Source organism: Actinoplanes sp. CA-142083, from assembly GCF_050942195.1.
Classification (GTDB): Bacteria; Actinomycetota; Actinomycetes; order Mycobacteriales; family Micromonosporaceae; genus Actinoplanes.
In genome coordinates, this window is record NZ_CP192076.1 from 493,088 (window position 1) to 519,556 (window position 26,469).

The 26,469-nt window shown below is 70.4% G+C and carries 22 protein-coding genes; 15 read left to right on the forward strand and 7 right to left on the reverse strand.

Features of this window, described 5'->3' with window-relative positions; translation table 11 throughout:
• Positions 1-3: 3 nt before the first annotated feature.
• Positions 4-1,056 (reverse strand): glycosyltransferase family 2 protein, encoded by a 1,053-nt coding sequence (locus tag ACQPZX_RS02355; protein ID WP_433373667.1) that lies wholly within the window; start codon positions 1,054-1,056, stop codon positions 4-6.
• 136 nt (positions 1,057-1,192) lie between these two features.
• On the opposite strand from ACQPZX_RS02355, the gene ACQPZX_RS02360 reads away from it, so the two are divergent.
• The 3 genes from ACQPZX_RS02360 (at position 1,193) to ACQPZX_RS02370 (ending at position 8,129) form a co-directional block, all read left to right on the forward strand.
• Entirely contained in the window at positions 1,193-3,469 is a 2,277-nt protein-coding gene (locus tag ACQPZX_RS02360; RefSeq protein WP_433373670.1) for a putative bifunctional diguanylate cyclase/phosphodiesterase, read from the forward strand.
• A gap of 69 nt (positions 3,470-3,538) precedes the next feature.
• Positions 3,539-6,592, forward strand: coding sequence for a S8 family serine peptidase (locus ACQPZX_RS02365; protein ID WP_433373673.1), 3,054 nt, complete (start codon positions 3,539-3,541; stop codon positions 6,590-6,592).
• 94 nt (positions 6,593-6,686) lie between these two features.
• Positions 6,687-8,129 (forward strand): Ig-like domain-containing protein, encoded by a 1,443-nt coding sequence (locus tag ACQPZX_RS02370; RefSeq protein ID WP_433373676.1) that lies wholly within the window; start codon positions 6,687-6,689, stop codon positions 8,127-8,129.
• On the opposite strand, the gene ACQPZX_RS02375 is transcribed toward ACQPZX_RS02370, so the two are convergent.
• On the reverse strand, positions 8,126-8,719 hold the full coding sequence (locus ACQPZX_RS02375) for a CGNR zinc finger domain-containing protein (RefSeq protein WP_433373679.1): 594 nt from the start codon (positions 8,717-8,719) through the stop codon (positions 8,126-8,128). The genes ACQPZX_RS02370 and ACQPZX_RS02375 overlap by 4 nt on opposite strands.
• 90 nt (positions 8,720-8,809) lie before the next feature.
• Between ACQPZX_RS02375 and ACQPZX_RS02380 the strand changes: the two genes are divergently transcribed.
• Complete coding sequence (locus tag ACQPZX_RS02380) at positions 8,810-9,016, forward strand: hypothetical protein (protein WP_433373682.1); 207 nt, start codon at positions 8,810-8,812, stop codon at positions 9,014-9,016.
• Here ACQPZX_RS02380 and ACQPZX_RS02385 read toward each other — a convergent pair.
• The gene (locus ACQPZX_RS02385; protein ID WP_433373684.1) at positions 9,001-11,400 is read right to left on the reverse strand and encodes a putative bifunctional diguanylate cyclase/phosphodiesterase; all 2,400 of its coding nucleotides are present in this window, start codon (positions 11,398-11,400) and stop codon (positions 9,001-9,003) included. The genes ACQPZX_RS02380 and ACQPZX_RS02385 overlap by 16 nt on opposite strands.
• Before the next feature lie 279 nt (positions 11,401-11,679).
• Between ACQPZX_RS02385 and ACQPZX_RS02390 the strand changes: the two genes are divergently transcribed.
• The 8 genes from ACQPZX_RS02390 to ACQPZX_RS02425 all read left to right on the forward strand — a co-directional run bounded on the left by ACQPZX_RS02390 (position 11,680) and on the right by ACQPZX_RS02425 (position 18,959).
• On the forward strand, positions 11,680-12,441 hold the full coding sequence (locus tag ACQPZX_RS02390; RefSeq protein ID WP_433373687.1) for a DeoR/GlpR family DNA-binding transcription regulator: 762 nt from the start codon (positions 11,680-11,682) through the stop codon (positions 12,439-12,441).
• Positions 12,442-12,495: 54 nt separating this feature from the next.
• Positions 12,496-13,851, forward strand: a complete 1,356-nt coding sequence (locus ACQPZX_RS02395) for an ABC transporter substrate-binding protein (protein ID WP_433373690.1) — start codon at positions 12,496-12,498, stop codon at positions 13,849-13,851.
• Positions 13,852-14,775: a carbohydrate ABC transporter permease gene (locus ACQPZX_RS02400; RefSeq protein ID WP_433373692.1), complete on the forward strand. Its 924-nt coding sequence runs from the start codon at positions 13,852-13,854 to the stop codon at positions 14,773-14,775.
• A 13-nt stretch (positions 14,776-14,788) separates the two neighbouring features.
• The gene (locus tag ACQPZX_RS02405) at positions 14,789-15,604 is read left to right on the forward strand and encodes a carbohydrate ABC transporter permease (RefSeq protein ID WP_433373695.1); all 816 of its coding nucleotides are present in this window, start codon (positions 14,789-14,791) and stop codon (positions 15,602-15,604) included.
• Complete coding sequence (locus ACQPZX_RS02410) at positions 15,601-16,620, forward strand: zinc-dependent alcohol dehydrogenase family protein (RefSeq protein ID WP_433373697.1); 1,020 nt, start codon at positions 15,601-15,603, stop codon at positions 16,618-16,620. The genes ACQPZX_RS02405 and ACQPZX_RS02410 overlap by 4 nt, the downstream gene beginning before the upstream one ends.
• Before the next feature lie 124 nt (positions 16,621-16,744).
• Entirely contained in the window at positions 16,745-18,205 is a 1,461-nt protein-coding gene (locus ACQPZX_RS02415) for an APC family permease (protein ID WP_433373700.1), read from the forward strand.
• Between the two features lie 176 nt (positions 18,206-18,381).
• Positions 18,382-18,681: a hypothetical protein gene (locus ACQPZX_RS02420; RefSeq protein ID WP_433373702.1), complete on the forward strand. Its 300-nt coding sequence runs from the start codon at positions 18,382-18,384 to the stop codon at positions 18,679-18,681.
• A complete protein-coding gene (locus tag ACQPZX_RS02425; protein WP_433373705.1) occupies positions 18,669-18,959 on the forward strand; it encodes a hypothetical protein in 291 nt (96 codons plus the stop codon). Before ACQPZX_RS02420 ends, ACQPZX_RS02425 begins: the two co-directional genes overlap by 13 nt.
• Here the strand turns inward: ACQPZX_RS02425 and ACQPZX_RS02430 are convergent.
• From ACQPZX_RS02430 to ACQPZX_RS02440, 3 genes are read right to left on the reverse strand one after another with little or no spacing between them, the layout of a single operon-like run.
• Complete coding sequence (locus ACQPZX_RS02430; protein WP_433373708.1) at positions 18,953-19,984, reverse strand: acyltransferase family protein; 1,032 nt, start codon at positions 19,982-19,984, stop codon at positions 18,953-18,955. The two genes, ACQPZX_RS02425 and ACQPZX_RS02430, sit on opposite strands and share 7 nt — an antisense overlap.
• 8 nt (positions 19,985-19,992) lie before the next feature.
• Positions 19,993-21,144 (reverse strand): acyltransferase family protein, encoded by a 1,152-nt coding sequence (locus ACQPZX_RS02435; RefSeq protein ID WP_433373711.1) that lies wholly within the window; start codon positions 21,142-21,144, stop codon positions 19,993-19,995.
• A 48-nt stretch (positions 21,145-21,192) separates the two neighbouring features.
• A complete protein-coding gene (locus ACQPZX_RS02440; RefSeq protein ID WP_433373713.1) occupies positions 21,193-22,083 on the reverse strand; it encodes a DUF4240 domain-containing protein in 891 nt (296 codons plus the stop codon).
• Positions 22,084-22,210: 127 nt separating this feature from the next.
• On the opposite strand from ACQPZX_RS02440, the gene ACQPZX_RS02445 reads away from it, so the two are divergent.
• Both ACQPZX_RS02445 and ACQPZX_RS02450 read left to right on the forward strand, forming a co-directional pair.
• A complete protein-coding gene (locus tag ACQPZX_RS02445) occupies positions 22,211-22,660 on the forward strand; it encodes a MarR family winged helix-turn-helix transcriptional regulator (protein WP_433373716.1) in 450 nt (149 codons plus the stop codon).
• A gap of 13 nt (positions 22,661-22,673) precedes the next feature.
• Entirely contained in the window at positions 22,674-24,449 is a 1,776-nt protein-coding gene (locus tag ACQPZX_RS02450; RefSeq protein ID WP_433373719.1) for an MFS transporter, read from the forward strand.
• 12 nt (positions 24,450-24,461) lie between these two features.
• Here ACQPZX_RS02450 and ACQPZX_RS02455 read toward each other — a convergent pair whose 3' ends face one another.
• The gene (locus tag ACQPZX_RS02455) at positions 24,462-25,103 is read right to left on the reverse strand and encodes a TetR/AcrR family transcriptional regulator (RefSeq protein ID WP_433373721.1); all 642 of its coding nucleotides are present in this window, start codon (positions 25,101-25,103) and stop codon (positions 24,462-24,464) included.
• A gap of 85 nt (positions 25,104-25,188) precedes the next feature.
• On the opposite strand from ACQPZX_RS02455, the gene ACQPZX_RS02460 reads away from it, so the two are divergent.
• A complete protein-coding gene (locus tag ACQPZX_RS02460) occupies positions 25,189-26,403 on the forward strand; it encodes an MFS transporter (protein WP_433373723.1) in 1,215 nt (404 codons plus the stop codon).
• Positions 26,404-26,469: the final 66 nt, after the last annotated feature.

Genomic DNA, 26,469 nt, shown 5'->3' on the forward strand with positions numbered 1-26,469 from the left:
ACCTCAAATTATGGACGCGGCCTGTGTCGACGGTGGCGGCGAGGCAACGTCCCGGGAAACCAGGGGTGTCCGTTCGGGTTTCCGGCGCCGTCCCCCGGCCCGTCGGTAACCGGCCCTGAGCAGCGCGTACACGCCGTACGCCCCGGCGGCGACCAGCCGGTGCTTGAGACCGCGCGGGACGTGCCCCTCGGGGCGGTGCCGGCGGTAGAGCTCGGTCGTCCGCTCGAAGAACCGCCGCCGGTGCTCGGGGAGCATCCGGCCGTCGTTGCCGGCCACCACGAGCAGGTGGTTGATCATCAGGGTGAACAGCCGGGCCCGGACCGCGGGGGCGACGGCGTGGGCGGCGATCCATTCCTGGAGGCGGTCGTACTGGTCGAAGGCCTCGAAGTGGCGCTCGCTGCGGGTCGCGGTGATCGCGCCGGGGCGGCCGATACGGTAGTGGTAGCAGACCCGGTTCAGCGCGGCGATCCGGTCGGCGGCCAGCAGCACGGGGTGACTGAACGAGACGTCCTCGTACCACCCGGGGCCGAAGCGCAGGCCGTTGCGCTGCAGGAACTCGCGGCCGACGATCCTGTTCCAGGCGGTGTGCTGCACGCCGAGCATCCGCTCCAGGGCCGGCTTGCCGGCCAGCAGGGGCGAGCTGGCGTCGGCCTTGCGGCGGCCGTCGTCGTCGTGCACCCGCAGGTGGTCGATGAGCAGCACGTCGGGCCGCTCGGCGTCCAGGGCCGCCAGCACGGCCCGGACCGAGCCCTCGGGCAGCCAGTCGTCGCTGTCGACGAACCACACGTAGTCGCCGGTCGCCTCGGTCAGACCCGCGTTGCGCGCGAGCCCCAGCCCGACGTTGGCGGGCAGGTGCACCACCCGTACGAAATCGTGATTTGCCTGGAAATCGTCGAGCAGCGCGCCGCACCGGTCGGGGGACGCGTCGTCGACGGCGATGATCTCGATCCGGGCGAGCTCGTCGGAGGTCAGGCCGGCGTGGATCGAGTCGAGGCACGCCATCAGGTACGGCTCGACGCGGTACACCGGCACGACGAGGCTCAATCGCACGGACATCGAGCAAACGTTCTGCACGCAGGTGAAATCCAGGCGAACCGGAGTTGGCCGGGAACTGCTTCCGAAAGCAATTCCTCACGTCCGGGCGTGTCCGGCCGATCCAAGGCCCGCAGAAGCGGGTCGAGGAGGCTGACGGATGGGCGTGCCCTGGTCACGGATCACGGCGTCCGGCCGGATGCTGCTCGCGTCCGCCGTGCTCACGCTGGTCGCGGTGCTGCTCTTCGCGATCAACGCGGTCCACCCGGTGCTGCCCTGGCCGATTCTGTGGCTGCCCAGCGTCGGCGGCTCCCTGCTTCTGATAGCCAATTTCTCGCGTACGGCCCGGGACAGCCGCCTGCCCGAGCCCACCCGGCGGTTCTGGCGACATCTGGTCGCGGTGGCGGTCCTGGTCGCTCTCGGGAGCCTCGCCCAGGCGTACGACATTGTCACCGCCGCCGATCCGGCCGGTCAGCACGTCAGCGCCGGCCAGATGCTCTTCGACGGGCTGGCGATCGTCCTGATCATCTACTCGCTGCTGCGGCTGCCGTTCGGGCGGCAGAGCCGGGGCGAGCTGTTCCGCATCGTTCTCGACGCCGGCACGGTGATGCTGGCCTGCGCCGTCTTCGCTTGGCACTTCTCCACCCGGTACGCCCTGCACGGCGGCGACGAGAAGGTCATCTACATCTCGCTGGCGCTGACCACGCTCGCGCTGGTCGCCGTCTTCGCCGTGGCCAAGGTCGTGCTGACCCGGCCCACCGGGTTTCTCGACCGGGGCGCGCTGCAGCGGATCGGCATCGCCGTGCTGATCGGCGCGGTCGGGCCCACCCTGCGCCCGCTGCTCGAGCCGCTCGACCCGCACCTGTTCCCCGACATCGTCAGCATGCCGCTGATCTTCTTCTTCGCGGGGTGGGCCGCCGAGCGCCAGCGCGCCGCCGACTACAGCCCGCGCCGCGGCGTCCGCGAGCCCCGTCGCCGCTCGTTCAGCTTCCTGCCGTACGTCGCCATCGCCGCGGTCGACGGCCTGCTGCTCAGCGTCGCCCTGCCGGACAACGCCGCCGACCGCCGGGTCATCGTGCTCAGCGCGGTGGCGCTCACCGTCCTGGTCGTGGTCCGCCAGATCACCGCGTTCCTCGACAACGGCCGCCTGCTCAACCGGCTCGACCACGGCGCCACCCACGACGCGCTCACCCAGCTGCCCAACCGCACGCTCTTCCACGAGCGCCTCGACAAGGCTCTCACCGCGCCCGGCGAGCGGCCGGTGGCGGTCGCGCTGATCGACCTCGACGACTTCAAGGAGGTCAACGACACCCTCGGCCACGAGGTCGGCGACCTGCTGCTGATCGCGGTGGCCCAGCGCCTCAACGCCTGCATCCGCGCCGAGGACACCGTGGCCCGGCTCGGCGGCGACGAATTCGTGGTGGTGCTCGACGGCGCCGACCCGGCCGCCGCCGACCTGGCCGCCCAGCGCATGATCGAGGCGCTGCGGCCGCCGGTCCTCGCCGACGGGCACGAGCTGCCGATCCGGGCGAGCATCGGGATCGCCGACGGGTGCTCCGGCGACGACGCCAGCGTGCTGCTGCGTCACGCCGACATCGCGATGTACGCCGCCAAGGCCATCTCGGGCACGGCGTCGCTGCACTTCACGCCGGACATGGCCCAGGCCGGCACGGACAACGCCCACCTCGGCGCCGAGCTGCGCGACGCGATCGACGACGGCCAGCTGTACCTGCTCTACCAGCCGATCGTGGCGCTGCCGGACGGGCGGGTGCTCGGGGCGGAGGCGCTGGTGCGCTGGGCACATCCGACCCACGGCACGATGCCGCCGCAGACCTTCCTGCCGGTCGCCGAGCGAACCGGGCTGATCGTGCCGCTGAGCCGGTGGGTGCTGCGGGCGGCCGTGCGGCAGCTGGCCGACTGGACGGCGACGCACGGCGTGGACGCCCCGGCCGTACTCAACATCAATGTCTCTCCGCGGGACCTGCGCGAGCCGGGGTTCGCGGCCTCGGTCGCGGCTCTCCTCGACGAGTACGGCATCGAGCCGCACCGGATCACGCTCGAGGTCACCGAGTCGATGCCGGTGGACCCGCACGAGTCGGCGACCACGCTGACCGCGCTGCGGTCGCTGGGCGTACGCGTGGCGCTCGACGACTTCGGCACCGGGCAGTCGACGCTGACCATGCTGCACGACTGCCCGATCGACCAGCTCAAGCTGGACGGCTCGTTCACCCGGCCGGGGCGGGCGCCGGTGGCCGCGACTGTCCTGCGGCTGGCCGACTCGCTGGGCCTGCAGACGATCGCCGAGGGGGTGGAGACGCCGGATCAGGCCGAGCGGTTGCACGAGCTTGGCTACCGGACGGCGCAGGGCTTCCTCTTCGCGCATCCGCTCTCGCCGGAGGAGTTCGGGGAGCTGATCACGTCGGCGCCGGCGGCCTGAAGCATCCTTTCGGGCGGCCGATCACGTCTCACTGATGTGAATGTGTCGATGTTTCTCGCCATCGGATCGTTGATCACTACCTTGGGCGCCGCCCCGCCTGCCGCCGATGTAAAGCCCGAACCGACCTTCAAGGTGACGCTGCTGACCGGTGATGTGGTCACCGTGAGCGGCGGACCGGCCGGATGCCCGGCGGTCAGTGTGCGCCCGGCCGCCCCGAGCGGCGTGCTGCACCGCAGCTGCGGTCCCGACGGCCACGTCCGCGTCGTGCCGGCCACGGTCGCGCCGCTGATCGACAAGGTGCTCGACCCGGCGCTCTTCGACGTGACCGCGCTGATCATGGACGGCTACGACGACGCCCACACCAGGGACCTGCCCCTGATCATCAGGTCGGGAAGCGCTCGTCTTGCCGCCGGCCGCTCGCTTCCGAGCATCGGTGCGGTGGCCACCCGGTGGGCGAAGGGCTCCGGCATTCCCGCGACCTCCGCCCGCCTGGCCGGTCCCGCTCCCAAGATCTGGCTCGACCGCAAGGTGCGCGCGACGGCCATCGGCAAGAACCTCCGGCAGGTCTCCGCGCCACAGGCCTGGAGCGCCGGGTACACCGGCGCCGGCACCAAAGTCGCGGTGCTGGACACGGGTGTGGACGCCACTCATCCCGACCTCGCCGGCCGGGTCGCCGAGTCCGAGGATTTCAGCGTGGAAGGCGGCGACGCCGTCGACCGGGTCGGCCACGGCACCCACGTGGCGTCGATCGCCGGTGCGGTGGCGCCGGGCGCGGGCCTGGTCGTCGGCAAGGTGCTCGACGACAACGGGGAGGGCGCCGACTCGCAGGTCATCGCCGGGATGGAGTGGGCCGCGACCCGCGCGCCGGTGGTGAACATGAGCCTCGGCGGCTGGGAGCCCAGCGACGGCAACGACCCGCTCTCGCTCGCGCTCGACACCCTCACCGACCAGACCGGGGCGCTGTTCGTGGTGGCGGCCGGCAACGACGGGCCGGGGGACTCGACCGTCGCCTCGCCGGGGGCGGCGGACCGGGCGCTCACCGTCGGCGCGGTCGACGGGCGGGACCGGCTCGCCGAGTTCTCCAGCCGCGGCCCGCTGGCCGGCAGCCACGCGGCCAAGCCCGACATCGTGGCGCCGGGCGTGGACATCGTGGCGGCCCGCGCGGCCGGCACCGCGATGGGCGAAGTGATCGACGACCGGCACGTGGCGGCGTCGGGGACCTCGATGGCGACGCCGCACGTGGCCGGGGCGGCGGCGCTGCTCGCGCAGCGGCATCCGTCGTGGAAGGCGGACCAGCTCAAGGCGGCGCTGGTCGGGGCGGCCGACCCGATCGTGGGCGGCGATCTCTACACGAGCGGCGCGGGGCGGCTCAACGCGGCCAAGGCGCTCTCGGGCGTGGTGAGCGGCCCGTCACTGACCTGGACCAACACCGGGAGCGCGCCGGTGCGGGTCGCGCTGTCCGCGGACGTGCGCGACCGGCACGGGGTTGCGGCGCCGGCCACGCTCTCGGCCAACCGGCTTCAGCTGGCGGCGGGCGCGACGGGCGGGGTCAAGCTCGACGTCGAACGGGACGGGCTGGCGGCGGGGTACTACATCGCCACGGTCACGGCCCGGGTCGGGGGAGCGGTCGTTGCTCGTACGAAATCGGGGTTTTATGTCGAAGCCCCTGGTCATGACCTCACCGTGCAGACGACCGCGATCCCGGGGATGCCGGAGGGCGCCGACGGCTTCGTGACCGTTCAGGTGGTCAATCTGGACGATCCGGCGATCGCTACCACATTGGACGGTGCGGATCTCGGCGGGACGTTGACGTTCCCGGTGCCGGATGGGCGGTACAGCGTGATGGCGTCGTTCATGTCCTATGCGGACGGCGACGAGCGGGCGGCGCTGGCCGGCGATCCCGACATCTCCATTTCGACGGACACGATCCTGCGGTTTGATTTGTCCAAATCGCGGCAGCTCGACGCCAAGGTGTCAGATGCTTCCTTGCGCGCGGCCGGCATCACCTACGTTCAACAAGGGCGGCGCGGTGAGGCCTGGAGTGACTTCGCCTTCGGGTGGGGCGACGCGGCCTCGCACGTCTTCGTGCTGCCTGACAGTGACGGCGCGTCCGTGGGGACCTTCACGACCTACGGCGGCTTCGGGCTCGAGGCGCCGGGCGAGGTTTACGACCTCGTGCATTCGTTCGGCAACAGCATCCCGGCCGACCCCACGTACACCACCGAAAAATCGGCGTTGGCCCGGATCGACCAGCATTTCCACCAGGTCGACATGCCCGACTCCGTGACCGAGCACAAACGGTACGGCTTCAGCCCCGAGGGCGCGTTCATCGCCGAGCACGCCACCGGTCCCCTCGCCGGCGACCGCACCGACTACGTCACCCCCGGCGTCAAGTGGATCGACGAAGCGTTCTGGAACGGAACCGTCACGCAGGAGGGCCTGCGCAGCTACGCGCCCGGTAGCGTCCAGGAGAAGACTTGGCTGCGGGAGCCGCTGCACTCCGACTTCTTCGACGACCCGGCCGGCTCGGCCAGCGGCTGCATGCCCGCCCAGCCCTGGCGCACGAGCGGGAACATGCACGTCGAGCTGGTCACGCTCGTCGACCGGCATGGCCGTTTCGACTGCCTGTCCGGCGGCTTCGACCCGAACATCACCGCCAAGCTGCGGCTGGACCGGGACGGCAAGCCGGTGGGGGAGGCGCCCGACTCGATCGCCGACTTCGCGGTCCCGCGCGGACCGGCGAACTACCGGCTGACCTTCGACGTCGACGCGAGCCAGGCGATTCCCGTCTCCACCCGCACCACCACGTCGTGGACGTTCCGTTCCTCGGCGCAGGACCGCCTGCTGCCCTTGCTCGCGGTGGACTACAACCTGCCCCATTTCAAGATCATTCAAGCCCATGGCGTACGGCGTCAGACGGTCACCGCATTTACCGTCTCCACCTCCCATGACGGGGGCGCGACCTGGCGCAAGGCCCCGGTCCAGCGCACGGCTGACGGCGTCTATCGGGCTCAGCTGCCGCAGCCGGCGGCCGGCCAGACGGTGTCGCTGCGGGTGAGCGCCCAGGGCAGCGCCGGAAGCAGCGTCGAGCAGACCATCATCGACGCCTACCGAGGACGCTGATCTTTCGGTCGTCAAGCCGCCATCGCGGCTTGACGACCGACCCCTCGGGGCCGTAATAAATGATCTGAGTATTTCTCCATACGGGGGCTATGCCATGGGCAAGGCGCGTTCGGCCGCGGTCGCGGCGATCGTCAGTTCGTTGATCATTGCCGGTGGCACGCCGGCCCGCGCCGCCGAGGGCGACCCGCTGGTGGTCACCTCCACCGGCCTGACCGAGGGCCAGCCGGTCGGGATCATGTCGCGCTTCGTTCCGATGTGGACCGGTGCCGACGTCGTCAAGGTTGAAGTGCTCGGCAACGGGGAGCTCGCCTACACGAGTCTGAACTGGGCGGCGGGCCTACGTTTGCCTCTCCGCGCGGGGACGGCCGGCCAAAAGCTTCTGGTGACGGTGCGCGCCTACTACACCTCGGACAAATTTGCCGAGGCCAGCACCACCGTGCTCGTCGATGGGACGCTGCCGACCGCCTCGTTCTCGCCGAAGCCCGGCACTCCGCAGGGCGGCACCTTCACCGTGACCGCGAGCGACATGTCCGACGACGTCGCCGAGATCGCCCTGGTGGCCATCGACGGCACCAAGGTCGCGTCCGTCACCGAGGCGCCGTGGGCCATCACCTACGACAGCGTGGGCGGACCGAGCGGGGTGCACATCGAGGTCACCGACCGCGCCGGGAACGTGCGGCAGTACCAGGGCTACACCTTCGACAACAAGGCGCCAGTCATCTCGGAGCTGGACTACCTGGGCCGCCCGGTGGGCCGGGTGAAGGGCTGGACCCAGCTGCACGTCACGTTTTCCGACTCGACCGGGGCCAACTCCGACGAGTGGCGGGTCGACGGGGCCGTCGTCCAGTCGAAACCGGCGCCGGCCGATCCCGGCTCCACGTACTCGTACTCCGGCACCGTCCTCACCTACGATTTCGGCCAGACCGCCCGGACCCGGACGGTGGAGGTGACCGCCCGCGACCGCGTCGGTAACGAGTCGACCCGGGCGTTCACCGTGGTCGTCGACGTGGCCGGTCCGGTCATCACGGTGGCCACGCCGGCCAACGGCACGCTCGTGCGCGGCTCCCGGATCACCACCGCGGTCCGCGCCGCCGACCCGGCCGGCGTTCTCGACGCGGTGCTGAACAACGCGTACTGGGCGAGCAACCCCGCCAACCTCACCCAGACGATCGCGGCCGGGGCCGACGGGCGCAAGACGCTGACCTGGCAGGTGCACGACAAGCTGTACAACACCAGCACGGTCACCCGCTGGGTCACTGTGGACAACACCCGGCCCACCCTGAAGATCACCAGCGGTCCCAAGAACAACGCCAAGGTCAAGGGCACCGTGCGCCTGAAGGGCGCGGCGTCCGACCGCAACGGCGTCAGCCGGCTCGAGCTCCTGATCAACGGCAAGCTCGTCGCGCGGACGTCCAAGGCGAGTTACAGCTTCGCCGTCAACACCAAGAAATACGGCAAGAAATTCAAGGTCCAGCTGCGCGCGTACGACCGGGCGGGCAACGTCACGACGACGACCACCCGCACCTGGCGCCGCTAGCCCCTGCTTCGCGCGCGGCGGCGGGCCTGGCGCTGGACCTTGGCCTCGACGCCGCAACCGTCCATCGTGCACCAGCGGCGGCTGCGGTTCTTGCTGGTGTCCACGAACAGGCCGATGCACCCGGCCTCGGCGGCACAGACCTTCACGCGGTCGAGCGGTCCCTCGGTGAGCAGCCGCACCGCGGAGACCGCCATCGGCCACCAGGCGCGGCCCGGGTCGTCCGCGTCGAACCGCCAGTCGAAGGCGTCGCCGCCGGGGGCGAGCCGGGCGACGGCCATCGCCTCGGCGTAGCGCGCCTGCACGGTGGCCAGCGAATCCGCGGGCGCCTCCCGGCCGCGGCCGATCGCCACGAAGACCTGGAAGATCGCCTCGCGGAGGTCGAGCGCCGTGCGCAGGACGGCGGGATGGTCGCCGGTCAGCCGCCGGGCGGTGGGCTCGTCGAGCACGCCGGCGAAGCGTCCCCAGTCGACCAGGTCGGCGTAGGTGTGCAGGTACTCCTCGGGGTCGTCGGTGCCCCGGCCGTCGAGGGAGTTGGCGAAGTCGAGGGCGGCGGCGCCGCCGAAGATGTCCAGCTTGGCGAAATCTGACATGTTTCCACCAAAGTGCGTTTGACCCGCATCAGCGGGGTAGTGTTTCCAGTGAAACAAGCTTAGCCCGCATCACAACGGGAGGAGAGTCCGATGCAGGAACTCGGCCTGATCGCTCTGGTACAGGGAACCAGCACCCTCGTGAGCCACTCCGCGCTGCCGGACAGTCCGGTCGTGCCGGAGCCGCCGCCCAGCAGGCTGCGTCTGCGGACGGCCGGCGTGCTGCACCGCCTGGCGAACCGCCTGGACGGCGGCGGCGGTCCCCGGCGCGAGATGCCGGCGGTCTACTCGCACTCGTAAGGCAGGTGGACCGGGAACAGGAGGTCGTCGAGGGCCGATCGGGTCAGCGGCTCGGCGAAGTAGTAGCCCTGACCCATCTCGCAATTGCCGCCGGCCAGCGATGAAAGCTGGCCGGCGTGCTCGATGCCCTCGGCGATCGTGGAGAGCTGCAGCGCGCGGCCCAGCTGGATGATGCCGTGGGTCAGGGCCGCGGCGGTCGGCTCGTCGACGACGTCGTCCACGAAGGACTTGTCGATTTTGATGATGTCGACCGGGAACTTGCGCAGGTACGCCAGCGACGAGTAACCCGTGCCGAAGTCGTCGATCGCCAGGCGCACGCCGAGGGCCTTGATCGCCTCCAGGCGGTGCAGCGTCGCGGTGCGGTGGTCCACCAGCAGCGACTCGGTCAGCTCGAGGATCAGCCGGTCGGCGGGCAGGCCGCTCGCGTCCAGCGCCGACTGCACCACCTGCGGCAGCACGCTTTGCTCGAGCTGCACGGCCGAGATGTTCACGCTGACCGTGAGCGGGCGGCCCGCGCGGCGCTTGTTCCACTCGGCGACGCGCGTGGTGGCCTCCCGCAGCACCCATTCGCCGATCGGCACGATCAGGCCGGTCTCCTCGGCCAGCGGGATGAAGTCGGCCGGCGGGACCACCCCGCGGTGCGGGTGCTGCCACCGGATCAGCGCCTCGACGCCGGTGATGTCGCCGGTGGTGAGGTGGACGATCGGCTGGTAGCGCAGCTCGAACTCGTGCCGCACGACCGCGCGCCGCAGGTCGGACTCGAGGTCGACGGTGGCCTGGAACTCGGTGCGCATGTCCGGCTCGAACAGCTCGTACTTGTCCTTGCCGTGCTTCTTCGCCTGGTACATGGCCAGGTCGGCGTCGACCATCAGCTCCTGGGCGGTGTGCTCGCCGGGCTTGCTGTAGGCGATGCCGATGCTCGCGCTGACGAAGGCCTCGGCGCCGTTGAGGTCGAAAGGCTCGCGCAGCCGGTCCAGCAGCCGCTGGGCGATCGGCGTGGCCTCGTCGGCGGAGGAGAGGCCGGGCAGCAGCACGGCGAACTCGTCGCCGCCGAGCCGGGCCGCGGTGTCGCAGTCGCGCAGGCAGGAGCGGATCCGGTCGGCGACGCCCATCAGCAGGTGGTCGCCGGCGGCGTGGCCGAGCGAGTCGTTGACGATCTTGAAGCGGTCCAGGTCGATGAAGAGGGCGGCCAGGCCGATCGTGCAGCCGCCGAGCATCTCCTCCATCCGGGTCTGGAACAGCGCCCGGCTGGGTAGCCCGGTGAGCGAGTCGAGGAACGCCTGGTTCATCGCCTCGAGCGTGCGGGCGTCGGTCAGCGCCAGGCTGACGTGCTCGGCGAACGCCTTGAGCATCTCCTGGGACGGCTTGTCCCAGTCGCGGGTCTCGCTGAACATGCCGACGGTGAGGCTGCCGACGGTCTGCCCGTTCTCGTGCACGGGGGTGGCCATGACCGCGCGCAGCTGCGCCTTGGCCATCGCCGGGATGGCGATCGGCGACACCGCGTAGTCCTCGACCATGACCAGCTCGTCGCCGAGGATGGCCAGGCCGGAGACCCCGCCGGCGGCGAGCGGCAGGCGCTGCATGCGGCGGAGGAACTCGGGCGGCACCCCGGAGGCCGCGGCCGTCCCGCCGATGGTCGGGTCGTCGCGGTCGATCAGGTTGAGGCAGGACATGTCGGCGCCGAGCAGCTCGCGGGCGGCCCCGGTGACGATCTCGAAGATCTTCTCGAGCGGGTTGCGGCGGGCGATGGCGCGCTGGATCTCGGTGAGCTTCTCGAACAGGCGCTGACGCTGCTGGAGCGAGTCGATCAGGCGGTCGTTCTCCTCGGCGTACCGGCGCTCGGACTCGAGGCGCTGCAGCGAGCTGAGGCTGAGCTCGAGGACGCGGGCCATGCCGCGCAGCAGAGTGATCTCCTCGGCCGAGAAAACCCCCTCCAGGCGGCCCAGAACCAGCAGACCGTGCCTGCTGCCGGCGCCTGGTCCTACGGACGGCGCGGAGAACCCGAGCCCCTCCGGGGCTGTGCTGCTACCGGCGCCTGGTCCTCCGGACGGCGCGGAGAACCCGAGCCCCTCCGGGGCTGTGCTGTTGATGTCCGCGAACGCGATGGCGTACGGGTGGCCGGCGAGCTCGAGCGTGCTGCGGCGCCCGGCGGCGATCTCGCCGAGGGCGTACGCGGGAACGGCGCCGGGGTCGACGCCGACCGCGGCGACCACCCCGCCGTCGATCAGCAGCACGGCCACGTCGGCGTGCAGCGCCCGGGCGGCGCAGTCGACGGCAGCGTGATGCGCGGCCGGACCACCGGGGCGGTCCGCGACCACGGACAGGAATTCCGTCAGTTGCTGAGTCGCTAGCACGCCTTCCAAGTCGGCCGTGGCGGAGCCCACTTGAGAGAATCCTGTGGCCGCCCGAGCGAACGCCCGCGGGCACGAAGCGGGCGCGGCGGAAGAGCAAACGGGCATGCACTTTGTCGGGTTTGCCCGCCCAAGAGCATAAAGTCCAGCGGGAAACCACGTGAGACCCGGGCAAGGATGCCACCATCTTGCCCGAAAGGTGATGCGGACCACACGGTTTCGCCGGTGTTACAAATAGTCCACGGTTTATCAAGACGCCTTCAGTCCGGTTGTGGGCGGTGGGCGGGGCGGTTGGATGGTGGGGAGGTGCGGATGAATGCGGACGAGCGCCACCACCAGATCGTCGCGCTGGCCCGCCGCCACGGCGAGGTCAACGTCGCGAAACTCGCGGCGGAACTGAACGTCTCCGCCGAAACAATTCGCCGCGATCTGCGGCTGCTCGAAAAGCACGGCCTGATCCGGCGTACGCACGGCGGCGCGTACCCGGTGGAGACCGCGAAATTCGAGACCGACCTGGCGATCCGCACCACTCGCGGCGTGCCGGAGAAGCGCCGGATCGCGGCCGCCGCGGCCGGCCTGATCGGCGACGCCGAGACCATCTTCATCGACGAGGGCTTCACCCCCCAGCTCATCGCCGAGGCGCTGCCCACCGACCGGCCGCTGACCGTGGTGACCGCGTCGCTCAACACGGCGGCCTGGCTCGCCCAGTCGACGCCGGCCACGGTGCTGCTGCTCGGGGGCCGGGTACGCGGCCGCACGCTGGCCACCGTCGACCACTGGGCGGCCGGCATGCTCTCCGGCTTCGTGATCGATCTCGCCTTCGTCGGCGCGAACGGCATCTCCCGCGAGGCCGGCCTCACCACCCCCGACCCGGCCGTGGCCGACATCAAGACGCACGCGGTCCGGGCCTCACGCCGGCGGGTCTTCGTCGGCGTGCACACGAAATTCGGCGTTCGTACGTTCTGCAAATTCGCCGAGATAGCGGAATTCGAAACCCTCATCACGGACACCGCGCTTCCCGTTTCCGAAGCGCATCGCTACGCCCGGCTCGGACCGCAGGTCATCCGGGTCTAGGCACACCCCAAAGAATTCCCCCCAGCCGTTTTCGAATAAAACGGAGGTTCCACCATGCCCAGAAAACTCGCGGCGGCGGCTCTCGGCCTGCTGCTGGTGACGGCCGGCTGCTCGGGCGCCGGCTCGACCGGCGGCAGCAGCAGCGGCGGCGGCGGTGACGACAACACCATCACCGCCCTGATGGTCGGCAACCCGCAGATGGAGGACATCCAGAAGCTGACCGCCGACAACTTCACCAAGCAGACCGGGATCACCGTGAAGTTCACGATCCTCCCGGAGAACGAGCTTCGCGACAAAGTCACCCAGGATGTCGCCAACCAGGGCGGCCAGTACGACGTCGCCACGGTCGGCGCGTACGAGGTGCCGATCTGGTCCAAGAACGGCTGGCTGCACGAGCTTTCGACGCAGGCCGACGCCGACTCCGCCTACGACGCCGGTGACCTGCTCAAGCCGATGGTCCAGTCGCTGACCGGCGACGACGGCAAGATGTACGCGGCCCCGTTCTACGGCGAGTCCTCGTTCCTCATGTACAACAAGGAGCTGTTCGCGGCCAAGGGCCTGACCATGCCCGAGCACCCGACCTGGGCCCAGGTCGCCGACTTCGCCGCCAAGCTCAACGACAAGGGCAAGGGCGTCGCCGGGATCTGCCTGCGCGGCCTGCCCGGCTGGGGTGAGCTGTTCGCGCCGCTGACGACCGTCGTCAACACGTACGGCGGAACCTGGTTCGAAAAGGATTGGACGCCCAAGGTCAACGCGCCCGAGTTCACCCAGGCCACCCAGTTCTACGTCGACCTCGTGAAGAAATACGGCGAGTCCGGCGCCCCGCAGGCCGGCTTCACCGAGTGCCTGAACACGTTCGGGCAGGGCAAGGCCGCCATGTGGTACGACGCCACCTCGGCCGCCGGCACGCTCGAGGACCCGAAGGCCAGCAAGGTGTCCGGCAAGGTCGGCTACGTCTACGCGCCGGTCAACAAGACCGAGTACTCCGGCTGGCTGTGGACCTGGGCGTGGGCGATGCCCAAGACCACCAAGAAGGCGGACGCGGCCTGGAAGTTCATCTCGTGGGCGACCAGCAAGGACTACGAGCAGCTGGTCGGCAAGAACCTCGGCTGGTCGCGGGTGCCGTCCGGCAAGCGCACCTCGACGTACTCGATCCCGGAGTACAAGGACTCGGCCAAGGCGTTCGCCGACGTCACTCTGGGCTCGATCGAGCACGCCAACCCGCAGAACCCCGGCCTGCAGCCACGGCCGGCGCTCGGCGTGCAGTACGTCGGCATCCCCGAGTTCTCCGACCTGGGCACCAAGGTGTCGCAGGAGGTGAGCGCCGCCATCGCCGGCAGCACGACGGTCGACAAGGCCCTGGCCGACGGCCAGAAACAGGCCGAAGACGTGGCCAAGAACTACAAGTAGATGACCACCACGGCTACCCGGCCGGACGTGCGGATCCAGCCGCCCGTCCGGCCCGGCCAGAGCAAAGAGCGCTGGATACGCCGGGCGCCGCTGCTGCCCGCCCTGATCTTCGCGATCGTCATCACCCAGATCCCATTCCTCTACACCCTTTATCTCTCGACGCTGAGCTGGAACGCGCTCAAGCCGGGCAAGCGCGAGTTCATCGGCTTGGAGAACTACGCCACCGTCCTGACCGATGAAAGGCTGCGGGCGGCGCTGGTCAACACGGTGATCCTCACCGCCGGCGCGGTGATCTTCTCGATGATCCTCGGGCTCGTGCTGGCCCTGCTGCTCGACCGCAAGTTCGTGGGGCGGCCGATCGTCCGGACCCTGCTGATCACGCCGTTCCTGGTGATGCCGATCGCGGCCGCGCTGCTGTGGAAACACGCGATCTTCAACCCGGCGTACGGCCTGATCAACGGGCTCTTCGGCGGCTCGACCGACTGGATCTCGTCGTACCCGAAGGCCGCCGTGATCACCACGCTGGTCTGGCAGTGGACGCCGTTCATGATGCTGATCCTGCTGGCCGGCCTGCAGTCGCAGTCGTCCGAGGTGCTGGAGGCGGCCCGGGTCGACGGCGCCAACGCCTGGCAGATCTTCCGCCGGATGACCCTGCCGCACCTGCGTCAGTACCTGGAACTGGGCGGCCTGCTCGGCTCGATCTACCTGGTCAACACGTTCGACGCGGTCTTCAGCATCACCCAGGGCGGTCCCGGCACGGCGACGACCAACCTGCCGTACGAGATCTACCTGACCACGTTCCGCAAGTTCGAGTACGGCGAGGCGTCGGCGGCCGGCGTGATCGTGGTGCTTCTGACGATCATCGTGGCGACCTTCGCGCTGCGGGTCATCTCCAGCCTGTTCCGGATGGAGGCCAAATCGTGAGGGGGCTCAGCCGGTGAACAAGAGGCTCAGCAACACGATCTGGGGCACGGTCGCGTGGATCGCCGGGATCGTCTTCGTCTTCCCGGTGATCTGGATGGTGCTGACCAGCTTCAAGCAGGAGCAGGACGCCGCCAGCAACCCGCCGAGCTGGGTCTTCACCCCGACGCTGCACCAGTACGAGCAGGTCTTCGACCGCAACATCACGCCGTTCCTGCTCAACTCGCTGATGGCCAGCATCTTCTCCACCCTGCTGGTGGTGGCGCTGGCGACGCCGGCCGCGTACGCGCTCTCGCTGAAGCCGGTCGCGAAATGGACCGACTCGCTGTTCTTCTTCATCAGCACCAAGATGATGCCGGCCGTCGCGGCATTGCTACCGATCTACCTTCTGGCGAAGCATCTAGGGATGCTGGACAACATCTGGACCATGGTCATCCTCTACACGTCGATGAACCTGCCGCTCGCGGTCTGGATGATGCGCAGCTTCCTGCTCGAGGTGCCGCGCGAGGTCCTGGAAGCCGGCGAGGTGGACGGCGCGTCGCTGCTCACCTCGATCCGCAAGATCATCATGCCGATCGTGTCGCCCGGCCTCGCCGCCACGGCGCTGATCTGCTTCATCTTCGCCTGGAACGAGTTCTTCCTGGCGGTGAACCTGACCGCGACCAACGCCGGCACCGCGCCGATCTTCCTGGTCGGGTTCATCTCGTCCGAGGGGCTCTTCCTCGCCCGGCTGTGCGCCGCGGCGACCCTGGTCTCCCTGCCGGTGCTGATCGCCGGCTGGGTGGCGCAGAACAAGCTGGTCCGCGGCCTGTCGATGGGAGCCGTCAAGTGAAAGCAGCCGTCGTCGTCACCCCGGGAAAGATCGCGATCGAGGAGGTCCCGGACCCGACTCCGGGCCCCACCGAGGTCGTGGTCCGGCCGGCGGCGGTCGGCATCTGCGGCACCGACCTGCACATCATGGACGGTGAGTTCGCCCCGGCCTTCCCGATCGTGCCCGGGCACGAGATGGCCGGGGAGATCGTGGCGGCCGGGTCGGCGGTCACCGGCTACGCGGTCGGCGACCAGGTGGCCGTCGACCCGTCGCTGTACTGCGGGCACTGCTACTACTGCAAGCGGGCCCGCGGCAACCAGTGCGAGAACTGGGCGGCCATCGGCGTCACGGTGAGTGGCGGCGCCGCGGAGTACGTCGCGGCGCCGATGGCCAACCTGTTCAAGCTGCCGTCGTCGCTGGCGGCACGGGACGCGGCCCTGATCGAGCCGCTCTCCTGCGCCATGCACGGCTTCGACTTGCTGCCCCGGCATCTGGCCTCTTCGTACCTGATCTACGGCTCGGGGACGATGGGCCTGATGATGCTCGAGCTCGCCAAGCGGTCGGGCGCCGAGTCGGTGTCCGTCGTGGACCTGAATCCGGCCCGGCTGGCCACGGCGACACGGCTCGGCTGCTCCGCAGCCGTCGCTTCGGCTGACGATTTGGTCGCGCCACGAGGGTTCGATGTCGTCATCGACTGTACGGGTGCGGAAGCGGCCATAAAGGACGGTCTGCAACGAGTCGGGCGGGGCGGGACGTTCCTGCAATTCGGGGTGGCGAACTACGACGCCCGGGTGGCGATCGAGCCGTACGAGATCTATCGCCGCGAGATCACCATCACCGGCTCGATGGCCGTGCTGCACAGCTTCGACCGCGCCGGCCAGATGCTCGCCGCGGGAGTTCTCGATCCATCGATCTTCGTCTCTCACAGGTTCCCGCTGACCTCGTACGCGACCGCTCTGGAGCAGTTCCGCCGGGGCGAGGGTCGGAAAATCCTCATCGAACCCCGAGGTCAGGGCCACTTTGTGCCAACCCTCTGACCGAAAGTGAGTGAGTCGATACGGGTAGTTGTCAGATGCCTACCCCGTAGGGCTCAATGGATCCGTGGATACACGCGAGGATCCGCCCCCAAGCCTCGCTCCCGGTCGTGTGGGCGTTGCCGCGGTGACGTTCTTCGCGATCGCCGCCACCGCGCCCCTCGCCGTTCTGATCACCGTCGTGCCCGCCGCCTACGCCCGTGGCGGCGGGCCGCTGATACCCCTGACATTCGTCGCCGTCGCGATCGTCCTGCTGTTCTTCGCGGCGAGCTACGCGGCCATGGTCCACCGGGCGCCCTTCGCGGGCGCCCTTTACGCATACATCTCCCGCGGGCTCGGCCGGCCGGCCGGCGTCGCCGCCGCGTGGCTCGCGCTCGCCTCCTACCTCGCTCTGCAGCTGGGCATCTACGGCGTCGCCGGGGTCGCGGCCGCGCCGCTGCTGCACAGCTGGTTCGGCGTCGAGGCGCAGTGGTGGATGGTCGCCGCCGCCTGCTGGCTGATCGTCGCGCTCTGCGGCACGGTCCGCGTCGAGATCCTCAGCGGCCTGCTCGCGCTGCTCGTGCTGGCCGAGATCGCGGTCGCCGTCGGCTTCGGCACGGCCAGCGTCATCGCCCCGGCCGGCGACCGCTTCGCCCCCGGCTCGATCCTGCCCGCCCACCCGTCCGCCATCGACCGGCCCGCGCTCGGCCTGCTCCTCGCGGTCGGCGCGCTCGCCTTCATCGGCTTCGAGACCACCGGGACGTACGCGGAGGAGACCATGCGCCCGCGGCGGGAAGCGGGCTATGCCACGTACGCGTCGATCGTGGTCTTCGCCCTTGTCCTTGCCTTTGCCTCGTGGTCGGTGAGCGCCGGCGCCGAACCCGGGCAGGTCGCCGCGCTCGCCCGCGCGCGCGGCCCGGAGCTCGTGTTCGACCTCGCCGGCGCCCGCCTCGCGCCGTGGGCCGTCACCGCCGGCCGCGTCGTGCTGCTCACCGCCCTGATCGGCGCGGCGCTCGCCCTGCACAACGCGATCGCGCGCTACCTGTACGCCCTGGCCCGCGAACACCTGCTGCCCGCGCCCCTCGGCCGCGTCGCCCGCCGCACGTCGGCGCCGCGCACCGCCTCGCTCACCCAGTCGGCCATCGCCGCAGTCGCCCTCGCGGCGGCCTATCTCGCCGGGGTCCGCGCGCCCTCGGTGCTCGCCCACCGGCTCAGCGTCGCCGGCGGCCTCGGCGTGCTCGTGCTGCTGCTGGCCACCGCGCTCGCCGCGCTGCTGCATCTCAACCGCGTGCCCAACGGCGAGGGCACGTGGGGCCGCTTCCTCGCACCGATCCTGTCCACAGTGGCCCTCGGGACGCTGTGCTACCTGGCGTTCTGGAACATCCCGTCGCTGCTCGGCGTGCCACCCGAGTCGGCGCTGGTCTGGTTCGTGCCGGCCGCGCTGACCGCGGTCGCCGGGGCCGGGCTGGTGCACGGGGTCCTGCTGCGCGGCGCCCGGCCGACCGTCTACGCCGGCATCGGGCAGGGCGGGAACGCCGTCGTCGTCACACCGCAAGTGCCGCATCCCCGCGATCCGGGGGCGCATCGACCGGAACGGGTGAATCGCTGACTGACGGGAGGTGACCGGATTTGTCGACCTTTACCCTGGCAAGGCCGTTCGCAACGATCGGCCTCCGGCGCTCTGCTCTCCTGCGCGCCGCTCGCTTGGCGGAGCGTGATCGGATCTGGGCGCTCGGACTGGATTCGGCGACCGGGCGATTCCGCCCGAACGAGATGGAGACCGCCGTGCTCATCGAGCGCGCCTTGGGCGTACGCCTGACCCGCGCCCCCAAATGGTCGCGGGCCGACTGGTTCGACCAGCACGACGTCTCCTACGACGCGGTCGGCCCGTTCGCGGCCGGCCGGTTCGACCAGCAGTGGCGGCGCTTCTCCCAGCAGATCCTGCTGCACCTGCGCAAGGCCGAGATCGTGCCGGTCGACGTCTCGCAGTTCACCCGGCCGCAGGTCGACACCGTCGAGCTGTTCATCGCGGAGCGCCTGCTCTCGCCCCGCGTCTTCACCCTGGGGCACGCATGGCCGCGCTGATCATGGTCCGCCCCGAGCGTGACTGGCAGCCGTCGGGCGGGCTCTTCGACTGGACCCTCGAATACCTGATTCCCCGCCTGTCCGACGAGAAGACCGCCGACTGGCTGCGGACGATCGTCGACGAGAACCTCGGCAACCTGTGGATCCCCGACCTGCCGTCCGAGGCGCAGGAGGAGATCTATGCGCTGCTGCGGGGCGGGGTGGTGGCGGCCGCGGCGCACGAGCTGCCGCCGTCCGCGGTCGACCAGCTGCGGGAGTTGGTGTCGCTGACCTACTGACGCTCGGGCGCCGGCAGTCGGCCACGCAGGGCGGCGGCTACCGGGCGCTCGATCAGGTAGTGCACCAGCCCGGCGACCAGGGCGATCAGCGCCAGCACGAGGCACAACACCGCGTAGGGCGGCAGGTGGTCGTGCAGGAAGTGGATGACCGTCCAGCCCAGCACGGTGTGCAGCAGGAAGAACGGATAGGTCACCAGGCCCGCGGCGGTGAGCCAGCGGTGCTCGTTGCCCCGTGACCGGAGCGCCACCACCGCGACCGCGGCGAAGAAGGCCGCCTCGACGGCGATCGTGACCGGGCTGCTCGCGCCGGTCACGTCGGCGCGCTGCGCCAGGTTGTGCTGGGCCAGCAGGAACGAGGCCGCGACCAGCCCCCACAGCGGCAGGCTCGGCCCGTAGCGATGGATGAGCGCGAACGCGATGCCGGCCACGAACAGCGGCGCGTACGACGGTTGGAGCACCACCAGCAGCCACCGCTCGCCCGACGACACGGCGATGGCGGCGGCCACCAGCCAGGCGTACCCGAAGATCGTGGCCTTCTGCTGGCTGAAACCGCGCCAGAGCAACACGGCGAAAAGCAGGTAGAACCGGATCTCCGCCCACAATGCCCAGTAGACGCCGTCGACCGACGCCGCACCCACCGGCTGGTTGAGCATCGTCAGGTTGGTGAGCATGTCGCTCGCCCGCACCTGCGGCACCACCACCGGCCAGAGATGCAGCACGATCGCCGTGATCAGCACACACGGCCAGAACGCCGGGAAGAGCCGGATCACCCGCGAACGGAAGAACGCGGCCGGCTCCTTGTCGGCCGAGCGCAAACCGATGACGAAGCCGCTGACCAGGAAGAACAGATCGATCCCCAGCCAGCCGTACTTCGTGACCTCGTGCAGCTCCGGAAAGACGGTCGCCGAGGGCACACCCCAGACGGCGACGATGTCCTGCGGGCGGCTGACGTAGGTGTAGAGCGCGACCATGAGGGCGGCCAGCACTCGCAGGCCGTCCAGCGCCCCGATCCGCCTCGCGTCCACGCCGCCGCCTAGCTCACGTGGGCGGTGGTCGACGGCTCGGGGCTGGGCTCCGGCTTCCGCGCGGCCACCAGCCGCAGAACTTCCCGGGACGCGGGCTTGCGCAGGGCCAGGTTGCGGCGCAGGTAGCCCGCGATCGGCCGTTCCAGGAGCCGGTGCAGGAGCCACGCGGCCGCGAGCATCAGGAGCAGGACCGCCGTCAGGATCAGCCAGTGCGGGGCCAGGCCGTGGGTGTAGTGGATGATGATCCAGCCGATGGCCTCGTGGATCAGATAGAACGGGTACGTCAGCAGGCCCGCGACGGTCAGCCACCGCCAGCGGACGCCGGAGGTCCAGCCCAGGGCGACCACGGCCAGCACGCCGAAGAACACGGCCAGGGTGAGGATCGCGGCCTTCTCGGAGAGCGGGGCGTGGATGTCCATCCCCTCCTCGAGCGCCACCCGCGCGAGCATGTTGTGCTGCGCCAGCAGGAACGCCGCCGCGACCAGGCCCCACCGGGCGAGGCTCGACCCGAAGCGGTGGATCAGGAAGAACGCCATCCCGGCCACGAAGAGCGGGGAGTACGCGGGTTGCAGGACGTCAAGCATCCACTTCTCGCCGCCGGCCACGGCGATGGCGCCGAGGGTCAGCCAGCCGTAGCCGAACCAAAGTGCCCGCTGCAGGGTGAGGCCGCGCCACACCAACAGGGCGAAGAGCAGGTAGAACCGGGCCTCGTTCCACAGTGTCCAGTAGACGCCGTCGACCTGGGGGACGCCGAGCGGGAACTGGAGCATCGTGAGGTTGAGCAGCACGTCGCTCAGGTTGGCGGGCTGGACGACGACCGGCCAGAAGTGGACGACCGTGGCGGTGATCAGCACCGCGGCCCAGTAGGCGGGGAAGAGCCGGATCGCGCGTGACCGCAGGAACGGCACGGTCTCGCGGTCCCACGCGCTCATGCAGATCACGAAGCCGCTGATCAGGAAGAACAGCTCGACGCCGAGCCAGCCGTACTGGGCGGGGTGGTGCAGGACCGGGAAGATCTCGGCGGGGGTGCCGCCCCAGACGGTCTCGAAGCCGCCGGCCCGGCCCGCGTAGTGGAAGAACGCCACCATGAGGGCGGCAACCAGCCGGAGGCCGTCGAGGGCCACGATCCGGTCGGCGGTCTCCCCCCGCGGCGTTGTCATGGCGCAGAGATAGTAAACGCTCGTCGCGCCCCCACGGAACAGCCGCGGTCAGCCGAAGAACTCCTGGATCTGGGCGAGGGTGAGGTATCCCTGCGGCTCCAGCTCGGCCGGCAGCTCCGGCAACGGCTTGGTGGTCACCGGCACCTCGGGCACGTCGGGCGGCAGGGTCGGCACCGGCGGGGTGGGCGGCAAGCCGGGCATCGACATGGCCTGGCGGATCACCTCGAACATGGCCCGCACCTCGGCCGCGGCCCGGGTCGGCAGGTCGGCGCCGTCGCCCGGCAGCGCGCAGGTGAAGTTGGCCCGCAGCCGCTCGCCGCAGCGGCGGATGTCGGCGCTGGGCCGCAGGTGATCGAGCTTGCCCTCGGCGACTATGCCCAGCTCGCACGCGATCAGGCCGGACCGGCGCCACCACGTGCGCCAGGCCGGGTCGGCGTCGATGGTGAGCGCCACGTGCCGCAGGGCGATCATGTAGTCCTGCGGGGCGCTGCCTTCGCCGGTGGTCGTGCCCATGTGCGGGTGCAGCCAGGCGCCGCTCCAGGCGGCGATGTTGGAGCCGGTGGTCATGCCGACCTCGGTCTGGTGCTTCCAGTCGCCGCGGGTGGAGGTGCGGAAGGCCCGCTCGGCGACCGGGAGCAGCTGCGTGCCGGGGCGGTCGGCGAAGGTGGCGAGCGCGGCGGGCGCGCTCAGGACCTGCCGGTACGCGCTGGCTCCGGCGGCGACGGCCGCGCAGCGTACGCCCAGGAACGACTCGCCGGAGGTGGCGACGGCGCGGAAGTGCGCGGGGGTGTCCAGCGCGTGCAGGGCGCGCGCCAGGTGGTCGGCGAAGTCCCGGATGTCCGCGGCGCCGTGGTCGGAGAGCTCATCGGCCAGGCGGTCGGCGTCGGCGGGATCGGGGCCGTACCGGTCGACCAGGTCCCAGAAGGTCTGCTCGTCCATGCCCGCATGCTGTCATCATGAGCGCGCCGGGATCGGCAAGGGCGCGCGGCACGTATGGGCGAATTGCGAACTGAGCAATACATCACTTGGTTATGAAACTTGTATAAGCCAGTGATATAAAAATCGGGTGCGGCAGACAACCACCATCTCGGCCGAGGACCAGGCGATCGCGACCGGCTTCGAGCGCTTCTACGAGCTGCTCCGCCGGCTCACCCCCCGATCGGAGCTGAGCCTCACGGCGGCCTCCACCCTGCGCCGGCTCGAGCGCAGCGGGCCGCACCGGCTCTGTGAGCTGCACGCTCCTGAGGGCGTCAGCCAGCCCGCGATGACGCAGCTGGTCACCCGCCTCGAGAAGGAGGGCCTCGCCCGCCGGGGCTCCGACCCCGCCGACGGGCGCGCCGTCGTCGTCACCATCACCGATTCCGGCCGGGAGGCGGTGGCCCGCCGCCGCGAGGGGCGCACCCGTGCGCTCTCCGCCCTGCTCGAGCAGCTTCCCGCCGAGGACCACGCCGCGATCATGGCCGCGCTCCCCGCGCTGGAGAAACTCGGCGATCTCCTGGCCGAAAACCCGAACTAAGAGGACAACTCGCGTGCTCGCTGTTGATCACCCTCGCTACAAATGGGTCGCGCTGTCGAACACCACGCTCGGCAACCTGCTCGCCACGATCAACTCGTCGATCGTCCTGATCTCGCTCCCGGCGATCTTCAAGGGCATCCACCTGAACCCGCTCGAGGCCGGCAACGTCAGCTACCTGCTCTGGATGCTGATGGGCTACATGCTGGTCACCGCGGTGCTGGTGGTGACCCTGGGCCGGCTCGGAGACATGTACGGTCGCGTCAAGATCTACAACGCGGGCTTCGCGATCTTCACGATCACCTCGATCATCCTGTCGCTCGACCCGTTCGACGGGGGCGGCGGCGCGATCTGGCTGATCGGCTGGCGGGTGCTCCAGGCGGTCGGCGGCGCGATGCTGATGGCCAACTCGGCCGCGATCATCACCGACGCCTTCTCGGCCGAGCAGCGCGGCATGGCGCTCGGCGTCAACATCGTCTCGGCGCTGGCCGGCTCGTTCATCGGCCTGGTCCTCGGCGGCGTGCTGGCCGAGTGGGACTGGCGCTCGATCTTCTGGGTCAACATCCCGCTGGGCGTGCTCGGCACCGTCTGGGCGTACCGGTCGCTGCACGACACCGGCGTCCGCCGGAAAGCAAAGATCGACTGGTGGGGCAACGCGACCTTCGCGGTCGGCCTCACGTCCGTGCTCGCCGCCATCACGTACGGCATCCAGCCGTACGGCGGTCACACGCAGGGCTGGACCAACCCGTGGGTGCTGCTCGGGCTGATCGGCGGCGCCGCGGTGCTGATCGCGTTCGGCGTCATCGAGACCAAGGTCGCCGAGCCGATGTTCCCGCTCGGGCTGTTCAAGAACCTCGGCTTCACCACCGGCAACGCGGCGAACCTGCTGGCCAGCGTCGCGCGTGGCGGCCTGCAGTTCATGCTGATCATCTGGCTGCAGGGGATCTGGCTGCCGCTGCACGGGTACGACTACGAGTCCACCCCGCTGTGGGCCGGCATCTACCTGGTGCCCATGACGATCGGCTTCCTGGTGGCCGGCCCGCTCTCCGGCTACCTCTCCGACAAGTTCGGCCCGCGCCCGTTCGCGGCGGGTGGCCTGCTGGTGATGGCCGCTTCGTTCCTCGGCCTGCTGGCGCTGCCGGGCGACTTCAACTACATGGTCTTCGCGCTGCTGATCTTCATCAACGGCCTGGGCGGCGGCCTGTTCGCGGCGCCGAACACATCGCTGATCATGTCGAGCGTGCCGGCCAACATGCGCGGCGCCGCCTCCGGCATGCGGGCCACCTTCCAGAACGCCGGTCAGGTGCTCTCGATCGGCATCTTCTTCTCGCTGATGGTGGCCGGTCTCGCCGACTCGCTGCCGCACAGCCTCTCCGGCGGCCTCGCCGCCCAGGGGGTGCCGGCCCAGACCGCCGACGCGATCGCCCAGCTGCCCCCGGTCGGCACGCTGTTCGCGGCGTTCCTCGGCTACAACCCGATCGGCGAGCTGCTCGGCCCGCAGGTGCTGGGGGCACTGCCGGCGGCGAACGCGGCCAACCTCACCGGCCTGGAGTTCTTCCCGCGGCTGATCGCCGAGCCGTTCCACGACGGCCTGGTGATCGTCTTCTGGATGGCGATCGGGCTCCTCGTGGTCGGCGCGGTCGCCTCGCTGGTGCGCGGCAGGAAGGTGGCGCCGGCCGTCGCCGGCCCTGATGCCTTCGTCGCCCACGAGGCCGAGGTGAAGGCCGAGGTCTCCGATGCACAGCCGCTGTCGCCGGCCACGGGCGTGGCGGAGCCGATCGACACGAAGTAGATCGGCCGGCTCTTATTTCGCGGCCGTGGCGGCGTCCAGCAGCCCGGCCGCGATGCCGCGGGCGAGCGCGGCCGCGCCGACCCGCTTGTCCATCCGCGCGCCGACCGAGGCGCCGTCGTAGAGGATCATCAGCTGGTCGGCCAGGGCGGGCGGGTCGACCGCCCCCGCGTCCCGGGCCAGCTCGGTGAACAGGCCGCGGGTCCAGGCGCGGTTGGCGTTCGAGACCTGCTCGACCGCGCCGCCCTCGGCCACCGACTCGGCGCTGGCGTTGTAGAAGGCGCAGCCCCGGAAGCCGGGAGTGCCGGTCAGGTCGGCGAGCACGTCGAAGACGCCGAGCAGCCGGTCGCGCGGGTTGCCGAACCGCTCGAGGCCGGCCTTCAGCCGGGTGCGGCGGATCTCGTGCCGGCCCTCGAGGTACGCCCGGACCAGCTCTTCCTTGCTGCCGAAGGCGCTGTACAGAGACGCCTTGGCGACCCCGGCCCGCTCGATGATGCGGTCGATGCCGACGGTGTGCACGCCCTCGGCGTAGAAGAGCTCGTCGGCCGCGGCGAGCAGACGCTCGCGGGCGGACGCCTTCTTGGCGGGTGACGCCTTCTTGGCGGGTGACGCCTTCTCGGCGGGTGACGCCTTCTTGGTGAGTGACGCGGCGGACATGCGTTTGACGATACCAGACAGGTCTGTCTACCCTCGTGCAGGCAGACAGACCTGTCTGTTCGAAGCTTTTGGAGGGATCCGCCTCATGACCACCGTTGCCGAAGCGAGACCGGCCGTCCGCGACAGCCGGCGGCTCTCGCGCCCGGTCGCGTTCGCGGCGATCGCCGCGATCTTCGTGACCTTCGCGGCCGCGTCCGCCGCCCCCTCCCCGCTGTACGTCGTCTACCAGCACCTGTGGGGCTTCTCCGCCACGACCCTCACGGTGATCTTCGCGGTGTACGTGGTCGGGCTGATCGGGGCGCTGCTCACCCTCGGCGCCCTCTCCGACCACGTCGGCCGGCGCCCGGTGCTGGCCGCCGCGATCGCGCTTGAGGTCACCTCGCTGGCTCTCTTCCTGACCGCCGGCGACGTGACCGTGCTGCTCGTGGCCCGCCTGCTGCAGGGCATCGCCACCGGCGCCGCGCTCACCACGCTCGGCGCGGCCCTGGTCGACCTCAACCCGCCGCACGCACCCGGCCGGGCCGGCCTGATCAACGGCATCGCCCCGGTCGCCGGGCTGGCCGTCGGCGCGCTCGGCTGCGGCGCTCTCGTCCAGTTCGCCCCCGAGCCCACCCACCTGGTCTGGGCACTGCTGCTGGCCGGCATGGTGCTGGCCGGCATCGTGGTGGCCCGGATCCCCGAGACCTCGGCCCGCCGGCCCGGCGCGGTCGCCTCGCTCTCGCCCAAGCTCGGGGTGCCGTCCCGGCTGCGCGCCGACCTGCTCGCCCTCGCCCCGATCATCGTGGCCAGCTGGGCGATCGGCGGGCTCTACCTGTCGCTCGGCCCGTCCGTGGCGGCCGGCGTCTTTGGGCTCACCAACCACCTGGTCGGCGGGTTCGTGGTGACCCTGCTCTGCGGCACCGGCGCGCTCACCTCGTACGCGATGCGGAAGCTCCCGACCCCGCGCGTGCTCACCCTGGCCGGCGCCTTCCTCACGCTCGGCTCGGTGATCAGCGTGGGCGGCCTGGAGTGGAACAGCGTCGCGGCGGCCGCGGCCGGCACGGTGATCTCCGGAATCGGGTTCGGCGCCTCGGCCCTCGCCTCGTTCGGCACGCTGGCGGTCCTGGCGGCGCCGCACGAGCGGGGCGAGCTGTTCGCGGTCGCGCTGGTGATCGCGTACACGGCCTTCAGCCTGCCGGCGGTGGTCGCCGGATTCGCGACGACGTCGTTCGGCCTGCACCCGACCGCCCTGGTCTACGGCATCGTCGTGGCCGCTCTCGGCGCGATCGCGCTGGGCGCCCAGCGCCTTCGTACGCGTTAGTCCGAACAGCTCTCTTTCGTAACGCCCCGGCGTGGACGGTCCCGATGAGACCGCCCACGCCGCAGC

Coding starts and splice junctions, on each gene's coding strand:
- ACQPZX_RS02355 (WP_433373667.1), bottom strand. CDS start 1,056: ATGTCCGTGCGATTGAGCCTCGTCGTGCCGGTGTACCGCGTCGAGCCG.
- ACQPZX_RS02360 (WP_433373670.1), top strand. CDS start 1,193: ATGGGCGTGCCCTGGTCACGGATCACGGCGTCCGGCCGGATGCTGCTC.
- ACQPZX_RS02370 (WP_433373676.1), top strand. CDS start 6,687: ATGGGCAAGGCGCGTTCGGCCGCGGTCGCGGCGATCGTCAGTTCGTTG.
- ACQPZX_RS02375 (WP_433373679.1), bottom strand. CDS start 8,719: ATGTCAGATTTCGCCAAGCTGGACATCTTCGGCGGCGCCGCCGCCCTC.
- ACQPZX_RS02380 (WP_433373682.1), top strand. CDS start 8,810: ATGCAGGAACTCGGCCTGATCGCTCTGGTACAGGGAACCAGCACCCTC.
- ACQPZX_RS02390 (WP_433373687.1), top strand. CDS start 11,680: ATGAATGCGGACGAGCGCCACCACCAGATCGTCGCGCTGGCCCGCCGC.
- ACQPZX_RS02395 (WP_433373690.1), top strand. CDS start 12,496: ATGCCCAGAAAACTCGCGGCGGCGGCTCTCGGCCTGCTGCTGGTGACG.
- ACQPZX_RS02400 (WP_433373692.1), top strand. CDS start 13,852: ATGACCACCACGGCTACCCGGCCGGACGTGCGGATCCAGCCGCCCGTC.
- ACQPZX_RS02425 (WP_433373705.1), top strand. CDS start 18,669: ATGGCCGCGCTGATCATGGTCCGCCCCGAGCGTGACTGGCAGCCGTCG.
- ACQPZX_RS02435 (WP_433373711.1), bottom strand. CDS start 21,144: ATGACAACGCCGCGGGGGGAGACCGCCGACCGGATCGTGGCCCTCGAC.
- ACQPZX_RS02440 (WP_433373713.1), bottom strand. CDS start 22,083: ATGGACGAGCAGACCTTCTGGGACCTGGTCGACCGGTACGGCCCCGAT.
- ACQPZX_RS02455 (WP_433373721.1), bottom strand. CDS start 25,103: ATGTCCGCCGCGTCACTCACCAAGAAGGCGTCACCCGCCGAGAAGGCG.
- ACQPZX_RS02460 (WP_433373723.1), top strand. CDS start 25,189: ATGACCACCGTTGCCGAAGCGAGACCGGCCGTCCGCGACAGCCGGCGG.